Source organism: Nocardia sp. NPDC051463 (genome assembly GCF_040681975.1).
Classification (GTDB): domain Bacteria; phylum Actinomycetota; class Actinomycetes; order Mycobacteriales; family Mycobacteriaceae; genus Nocardia.
Window position 1 is genome coordinate 101,513 of record NZ_JBFBAB010000026.1, and the last position, 6,229, is coordinate 107,741.

The 6,229-nt window shown below is 66.6% G+C and carries 7 protein-coding genes; 3 read left to right on the forward strand and 4 right to left on the reverse strand.

The annotated features are described in order from the left end of the window. The first annotated feature begins 62 nt into the window (after window positions 1–62). Window positions 63–500, forward strand: coding sequence for a MarR family transcriptional regulator (locus tag AB0M74_RS27625; RefSeq protein ID WP_328408912.1), 438 nt, complete (start codon window positions 63–65; stop codon window positions 498–500). A 30-nt stretch (window positions 501–530) separates the two neighbouring features. On the opposite strand, the gene AB0M74_RS27630 is transcribed toward AB0M74_RS27625, so the two are convergent. Together AB0M74_RS27630 and AB0M74_RS27635 are read right to left on the reverse strand one after the other, a co-directional pair. Next, window positions 531–932: a YccF domain-containing protein gene (locus tag AB0M74_RS27630; protein ID WP_366529208.1), complete on the reverse strand. Its 402-nt coding sequence runs from the start codon at window positions 930–932 to the stop codon at window positions 531–533. A gap of 163 nt (window positions 933–1,095) precedes the next feature. Next, a complete protein-coding gene (locus tag AB0M74_RS27635; RefSeq protein WP_366529209.1) occupies window positions 1,096–2,301 on the reverse strand; it encodes a GNAT family N-acetyltransferase in 1,206 nt (401 codons plus the stop codon). A gap of 146 nt (window positions 2,302–2,447) precedes the next feature. Here AB0M74_RS27635 and AB0M74_RS27640 point away from each other — a divergent pair, with 146 nt between their 5' ends. Together AB0M74_RS27640 and AB0M74_RS27645 are read left to right on the forward strand one after the other, a co-directional pair. Then, window positions 2,448–3,251 (forward strand): RNA methyltransferase, encoded by an 804-nt coding sequence (locus AB0M74_RS27640; RefSeq protein WP_366529210.1) that lies wholly within the window; start codon window positions 2,448–2,450, stop codon window positions 3,249–3,251. A gap of 13 nt (window positions 3,252–3,264) precedes the next feature. Continuing rightward, window positions 3,265–3,576, forward strand: coding sequence for a DUF2537 domain-containing protein (locus AB0M74_RS27645; protein ID WP_366529211.1), 312 nt, complete (start codon window positions 3,265–3,267; stop codon window positions 3,574–3,576). Window positions 3,577–3,640: 64 nt separating this feature from the next. On the opposite strand, the gene AB0M74_RS27650 is transcribed toward AB0M74_RS27645, so the two are convergent. Together AB0M74_RS27650 and sepH are read right to left on the reverse strand one after the other, a co-directional pair. Beyond that, window positions 3,641–4,387 carry a hypothetical protein gene (locus AB0M74_RS27650; RefSeq protein WP_366529212.1) on the reverse strand — a complete coding sequence of 249 codons (747 nt, stop codon included), beginning with the start codon at window positions 4,385–4,387 and terminating at the stop codon, window positions 3,641–3,643. Window positions 4,388–4,817: 430 nt separating this feature from the next. Continuing rightward, complete coding sequence (gene sepH, locus AB0M74_RS27655; protein ID WP_366529221.1) at window positions 4,818–5,945, reverse strand: septation protein SepH; 1,128 nt, start codon at window positions 5,943–5,945, stop codon at window positions 4,818–4,820. Window positions 5,946–6,229: the final 284 nt, after the last annotated feature.

Consider the following 6,229-nt stretch of genomic DNA (forward strand, 5'->3'; position numbering starts at 1 on the left):
GCCCCAGGGTAGCTGCGAGAACAGTCGTCCCGCAGCCAGCGGGTCCCGTATCGTTTGCCACTGTGACAACGCCATCGGATGTTCGAGCTCTCGCTGGTGAGCTGTCGCTTGCGGTGGTGCGTTTGACGCGACATCTGCGGGGGCGGCGCGCCGACGCACAAATTTCGCTGACCCAGCTGTCCGCGCTGGCCACTCTGCACCGGGACGGCGCGATGACGCCGGGCGCTCTCGCGGCCAAAGAGCGCGTGCAGCCGCCGTCGATGACGCGGGTGATCGCCTCACTGTCGGACCTGGGGCTGGTCGAGCGCAAGCCGCACCCGACCGACGGCAGGCAGATCATCGTCTCGCTGTCGGATGCCGGCCGTGCGTTGATCGCCGATGAGACCAGTGCCCGTGAGGCTTGGATGACCGAGCAGCTTTCCACCCTGACCGATGAGCAGCTGGTTGTGCTGACCAGGGCCGTCGGCATCATGAAGCAGCTCGTCACCGAGTCCGAATAGCGCCGAGCAGCGGGGTAGGCGTTCGGGCAGCTATCGTGCGCCGAAGGGCTGGTCGCTGTCGACGATCTCGCGGCCGAGCGGGAACAGCGACAGCGGAATCAGCTTGAGATTCGCCCACCCGAACGGGATTCCGATAATCGAGACGAACAGCGGGATGCTGGTGATCAGGTGGCCGAGCGCGAGCCACCAGCCCGCCACAATGAACCAGATGATGTTGCCGAGCAGCGAACCCGTGCCCGCGCCCGGCTTCTCCACGGTGGTCCGCCCGAACGGCCACAGCGCGTAGGCCGCGATCCGGAACGACGCGATGCCCCACGGGATGGTGATGATCAGGAGGCAGCAGAGGACGCCGGCGAGGATGTAGCCCAGCGCCATCCAGAACCCGACGAACACCAGCCACAGCACGTTGAGGATGAGCTGAATCGGCTTCATGTGTTCCAGCATGCCAGCAGACCGGCAATTCGGGCATCAGTCCTGGGGACTACATCGCCTCCGGGACAACCCCTGATGCGTTCTCGGCGGACCCGTCTACCAGTGCCTGCGCCGCAGCGACCAAGGTCCCGACACCGGTGCCGCGGTGCCGGGACACCGGGTGTCAGAAGAACCAACCGAGAACCGCGTCGCGCTCGGCCCCGAACGCTTCGTCGAGCGCGCGCACCTGCCCGGAATCCTTGGCGTGCAACCGGTTCGCGGCGGCGAACACCCGCGCCGGATACGCGCCGAGGTACATGCTGCCGAGCACGTCGATACCGAGTTCGATATCGGCGGTGCGGGTAGTCGGCGTGCAGTCGGCAACACCGTCACGTACCCGCAGTGCGAAGACGCCGCCCGCATTCCGGAACGGGTCGGTCACGGCGAGTACGACATCCAGGTCGCGCTGATACGAGCGCGCGTTGAGCGCGGCCGGTACATCCATGGGCCGCAACCAGAGTCCGTCGTAGCGGTTGTCGGTCCGTAGCTGTCTCGGGTTGGTCAGCAGGTAGGGGAGCGGGTCGTTGTCGGTGAGTGCGGCATCGATCCGGGTGACCAGGTCCAGCCCGCAGAGCGTCCGCCACAGCGCGGTATGAGCTTCGGTGGTCACCGTCCGGATCTCGACCACCGTGGCGGTTTTGACACGGTCCCGGTAGTGATATCGGTAGAGCACGTATCCGTCCTGGTGCAGGAGCGCGTAAAGGTCGGTGCCGCCGCCCCGGAAACGCTCGGGGTCGAAGAAGGTGGTCTCCCAGCGTGCATCCGGACGGACTTGCGCGCCCGGGGTGAGCCTGCGCCACCGGTCATAGATCGCCCGCACCTGTTCGGTCGACTCGGCGGGCATCGCCAGCTCCACGCCGCCGGGATCCGGTGCGGAGGGCAGGAACTCGGCGAAGCGCCGATCGATGTGCACGGCGTTTTCCCGGATCGCAGGCCCGTATCCGAACCGACCGTAGATGCCGCCCTGGCTCGCGGTGAAGATCGTCAACGGCAGCCCGGCCGCCTCGATCCGTCGATGCTGTTCGGTGTACATCGCGCGCAGAATCCCGCGCCGTCGATGCGTGGGCGCCACGGCGACCCCCGCGATACCGCATGCCGCCACGGTCCGCCCGCCCGGCACTGTCAACGTCATCTCCGTCGACTCCACATGCCCGACCACACGGTCGCCATCTACCGCGACTATCGCGTTCTCCGGCGGAAACAGTCGCCGATACGGTTCCCGTAACGCCTCGTCGGGCCGCATCCCGAAGGCCGTCTGGACCACGAGGTCGATCCCGGCCGCATCGCCCTCGGTAGCCGATCGAATGGTGATACCGGGTATCAGCGTCATACCTGGACGATCCCACGGACCCGCACCCGATCGCACCCGATTTTCCGCCGGTGCGGCCGCCGCCGCCGTCCGCATTCGATGTGCCGGTCGAGGCGGGCGGGCACCGGTGTCGATGTCGGCGGTGCGGCCCGGCAGGATGTGTTCTTGTGGCCGAAGTGATCGATATCGACGACCCCGCCGATCCGCAGGTCGATGACTTTCGCGACCTCAAATCCGCCGATCGGCGGCCAGACCTGCCTGGGCGCAAGGGGCTGGTCATCGCGGAGGGGGTCGTCGTGGTGCAAAGGATGCTCGGCTCGCGGTTCCGGCCGAGTGCGTTGCTCGGGGTGGACAAGCGGCGCGACGAGCTCGCGGCCGATCTCGATGGTGTCGACGTACCGTATTACCAGGCGAGTGCCGAGGTGATGGCGCAGGTGGTGGGGTTTCACCTCAATCGCGGGGTGCTCGCCGTAGCCCGGCGCCCCGCAGAGCTGACGGTGGACGAGGCGCTCGACGGAGCGCGGACGGTGGCGGTGCTGGAGGGCGTCAACGATCACGAGAACCTCGGATCGATGTTCCGGAACGCGGCGGGGCTGGGGGCCGAGGCGATTCTGTTCGGGGACCGATGTGCCGATCCGCTGTATCGGCGGGCCGTGCGGGTGTCGATGGGTCATGTGCTCCGAGTGCCGTTCGCGCAGCTTCCTTACTGGCCCGGTGGACTGGATATGCTGCGAGACAAGGGCTTTCAGATCATCGCACTGACGCCGAATCCGGCTGCGGTGAATCTGGCGACGGCGATGACGGGGGAGCGGGTGGCGTTACTTCTGGGTGCGGAGGGACCCGGATTGAGTGAGGCGGCCATGCGGGCCACCGATATCCGCGCCAGAATTCCGATGTCGCCGGGTACCGACTCGTTGAACGTCGCGACCGCGGCGGCAATGGCGTTCTATGAACGGGTGCGGACATCATGAACGAAGGATGGTCGTGAACTACCTGCCGAACGGGGCGTATCGGCCCTATCCGCCCTATCAGGACCCGACGCCGTGGGCCGCCGGGGTCACCGTCGCCGTCATGGTGGGGTTGCTGACGGCGGTCGCGGTGTACGCGTTCGGTGATGCGTTGGCGCAAGTGCATCCGATACTCGCGGTCGCGGTGAACCTCGTCGCGGTCGGTGGCGCCGCACCGACCGCCTGGCGCTGGCGCTTCGTTCCGGTGACCCGTTGGGTGCTCGCCGGGGGAGCGGCAGGCGTGCTACTCGGCTGGCTGGCGCTGCTGTTCGGCGGGTTGGCCGAATAAGGCACGACGGATCCGCCGATGCTCGTCGGCGTACGGAACTGCGAACTGCCGGCCGCGCTGCCGGTCAGCAGACGCGGTCTCGCCCGCGCAGCCAACTGAAAAGGCCGCGTCTGCGTTTCGCGTCGATGTAGGACTCCTCGTCCCTGGGCACCAGGGTGGCAGGGTCCGGTGCTTGGCCCTTCGGGTACAGGGTGAAACCACACACCGAGATATCGCCGGGCATCAGCGCACCATCGGTCGGGGGCGTGCGGTACTGGAATCCGAGCCACTGGTGATTGGCGGCGTCGGCGAAGTCGGGTGGATCGAACGGCAGAGTCTGCGGGTCGGGCAGATCGCCGGGATACCACTGCACTGGATGATCACCCGCCCAGTAGGGGCGCTCCCACACGAGCGGCAGGCCCTCGTCTTCGAGGATGTTCACCCGCGTCGAACTGAAGGAGCGGCGGAATTCGCCACGCTCCCAATGCGCGAACGCGCCCCAGCCGTGCGCGGCGTCGAACGCGATGAGATAAGTGTGCTCCGAAGCCAGCGGTCGGACGAGTAGTTCGGGCAGCGCTGTCGGATGCACCAACGCCGCCTGCGTCGAACACACCACGGTGACACCGGGATAGCAGCCGATATAGACCTCGTCGGCGTCCGGACCGGCGCAACCACCGAGTGTGCCGACCATGATCGGCAACACATCTCGGTCGGTATGCAGCTGCCTTGCCAGGGCTAGCGCCGCATCCGGATCCGAATCGTGGTTCGCGCGCAATACTGTCAACGGATCGAATGCGTCGACGTACCAGAGGGACGAAGCTTTGGACAGCATTTCCGGCACCTCCCGATGGTTGCACGAAACAGCTCCGCGAACTTCGAGCAACTCTCGGTGATCTGACAACGTGGCTGTCACCTCGAACCGCCCAACGCCGACAAACCACTCGACGGCACATCGAAAAATCTACCCGTACTTGACCGCGAAGGACGCAGCTTCCGCCTGCGAACACGCCAGCAGCCCAAGAAATCCGCGATCGAGACGTCCCAGCAACCTCCGCATCGCCACTGGCAAACATTTGCCGCGCGGATCTCATGGGGTTTCCGGCACCAGTTCGAGCACGGCACCGGACTCGAGTACTCCTTGTCCGCACGGCGAAGTGCGGAGCCCAGAGGTGGCGCCTGGCAAGACCAGCTTCAGCCGGTGCACGGCGGCGCGCCGAATGCGCGTGCCGAGCGGCTGTGAAAAGGCTGCGTGACCGGACGACTCAGTGGCCGGAGCTACGGACGCCGAGCAGCACGTCCTCCCAGGACGGCATCGGCGCCTTACCGCGCTTGGTCCGATTGGGCTTCGCGGGCGCAGCCTTGCCGTTGTTGGGCTTGGCGGTCTCCTCGGTGGCCGCCGGAGCCTTCGGAGCCGCCGGAAGCTTCGGCGCGGCGGGCTCGGACGAGACAGTGCCCGTGCTCGGTGCCGGGGTTGCGGTGCTCGAAGCACCCGCGGCAGGTGCCGTGCTGGTTCCCGTTGTTACCGCAGGTGCGGTACCGCTCGCGGCCGGAATGGCGTTGGTGCTCGCGGCAGCCGGGATGGCGGTGCTGCTGCCACCCGCGACAACGGAACGCTGCTCGTAGTACTCGTCCAGCATCGGCTGGTTGTGCCGGGGCGCGGTCCGCGCGGCCGGGGCCGTTTCCCGAGCCGGTCGGGTTTCGACGGGGCGAGTTTCGGCCGGCATGGTCTCCACCGGAACCTCGGGTGCGGCGGGCGCCTCGATCTCGGCCTGCGGCGGGAGAATCGTGGCCAGCCCACGTAGCGCGCGGCCGAAATCGGGATCGATCAGATCGGAGGCGGGATCGTCGAGGGGCGATACCGAACCGCCATGGGCGTCCGGCTGGTAGCGCCAGTGCGCCGTAATGTCGGAACGGCCGTTCTGCCACTGCAGTTGGGCGACCCAGAAGCCCTTCTCGTCTTTCCAGGCATCCCATTCGACGCCCTCGATATTGTGCCCGCGCTCGGTGAAGGCGGCGGTGATGATATCGATGAGGGTTTCCACCGCCGGGCCGTCGGCGCGGACCGGATGCGCCTTCTGCGCAAGTTCGGCGGCACGAGCCCGCTCCAACAGCACGGGGTAGGCGAAACGCTCGACCCGACTGGCCGGCATTCCGGACTCTTCGGTGACCTGTTCGACGGAGGCTCCGGCACGGATACGAGCTTGAATATCGCGAGGACGCATAGTTGCTTCCATTTCGATCTCAATCTGGCCGAATCGGGCAAGGTCTCCGCGGGCTGCGGCTCGAAGCTTGTCGTCGGCGGGCAGCCGGTACTTGGTGCCGGTCTCGGTGTCGATACACACGATGTGCGTGGAGTCGGGCGTCACCCCGATCACTCGAAGTTCACGCACCATTACCTCCTTATCGCGTCGACTCGCGACACCGCCCACTTTCCGAAACAGTAGTGCACTACTGATGATCTCGAGGCAAGACACGCGGCACGGAAATCGGGCAATAACCCGCCGTGCCCCGATAATCTGCTCTGTTCGATTCGCCGCGCGTGCCTGTACGGCGTGTCGAGCGTGGCGTGTCTGTGTTTTTTGGCAGCGCCTGCGGCGCTGCGTGTTCGCGGCCCCCTTGGTCTCGCTTCCGAGCCGTCGAGACTTGCGACTTCGTCGCGTGCGCTTCGACGGCT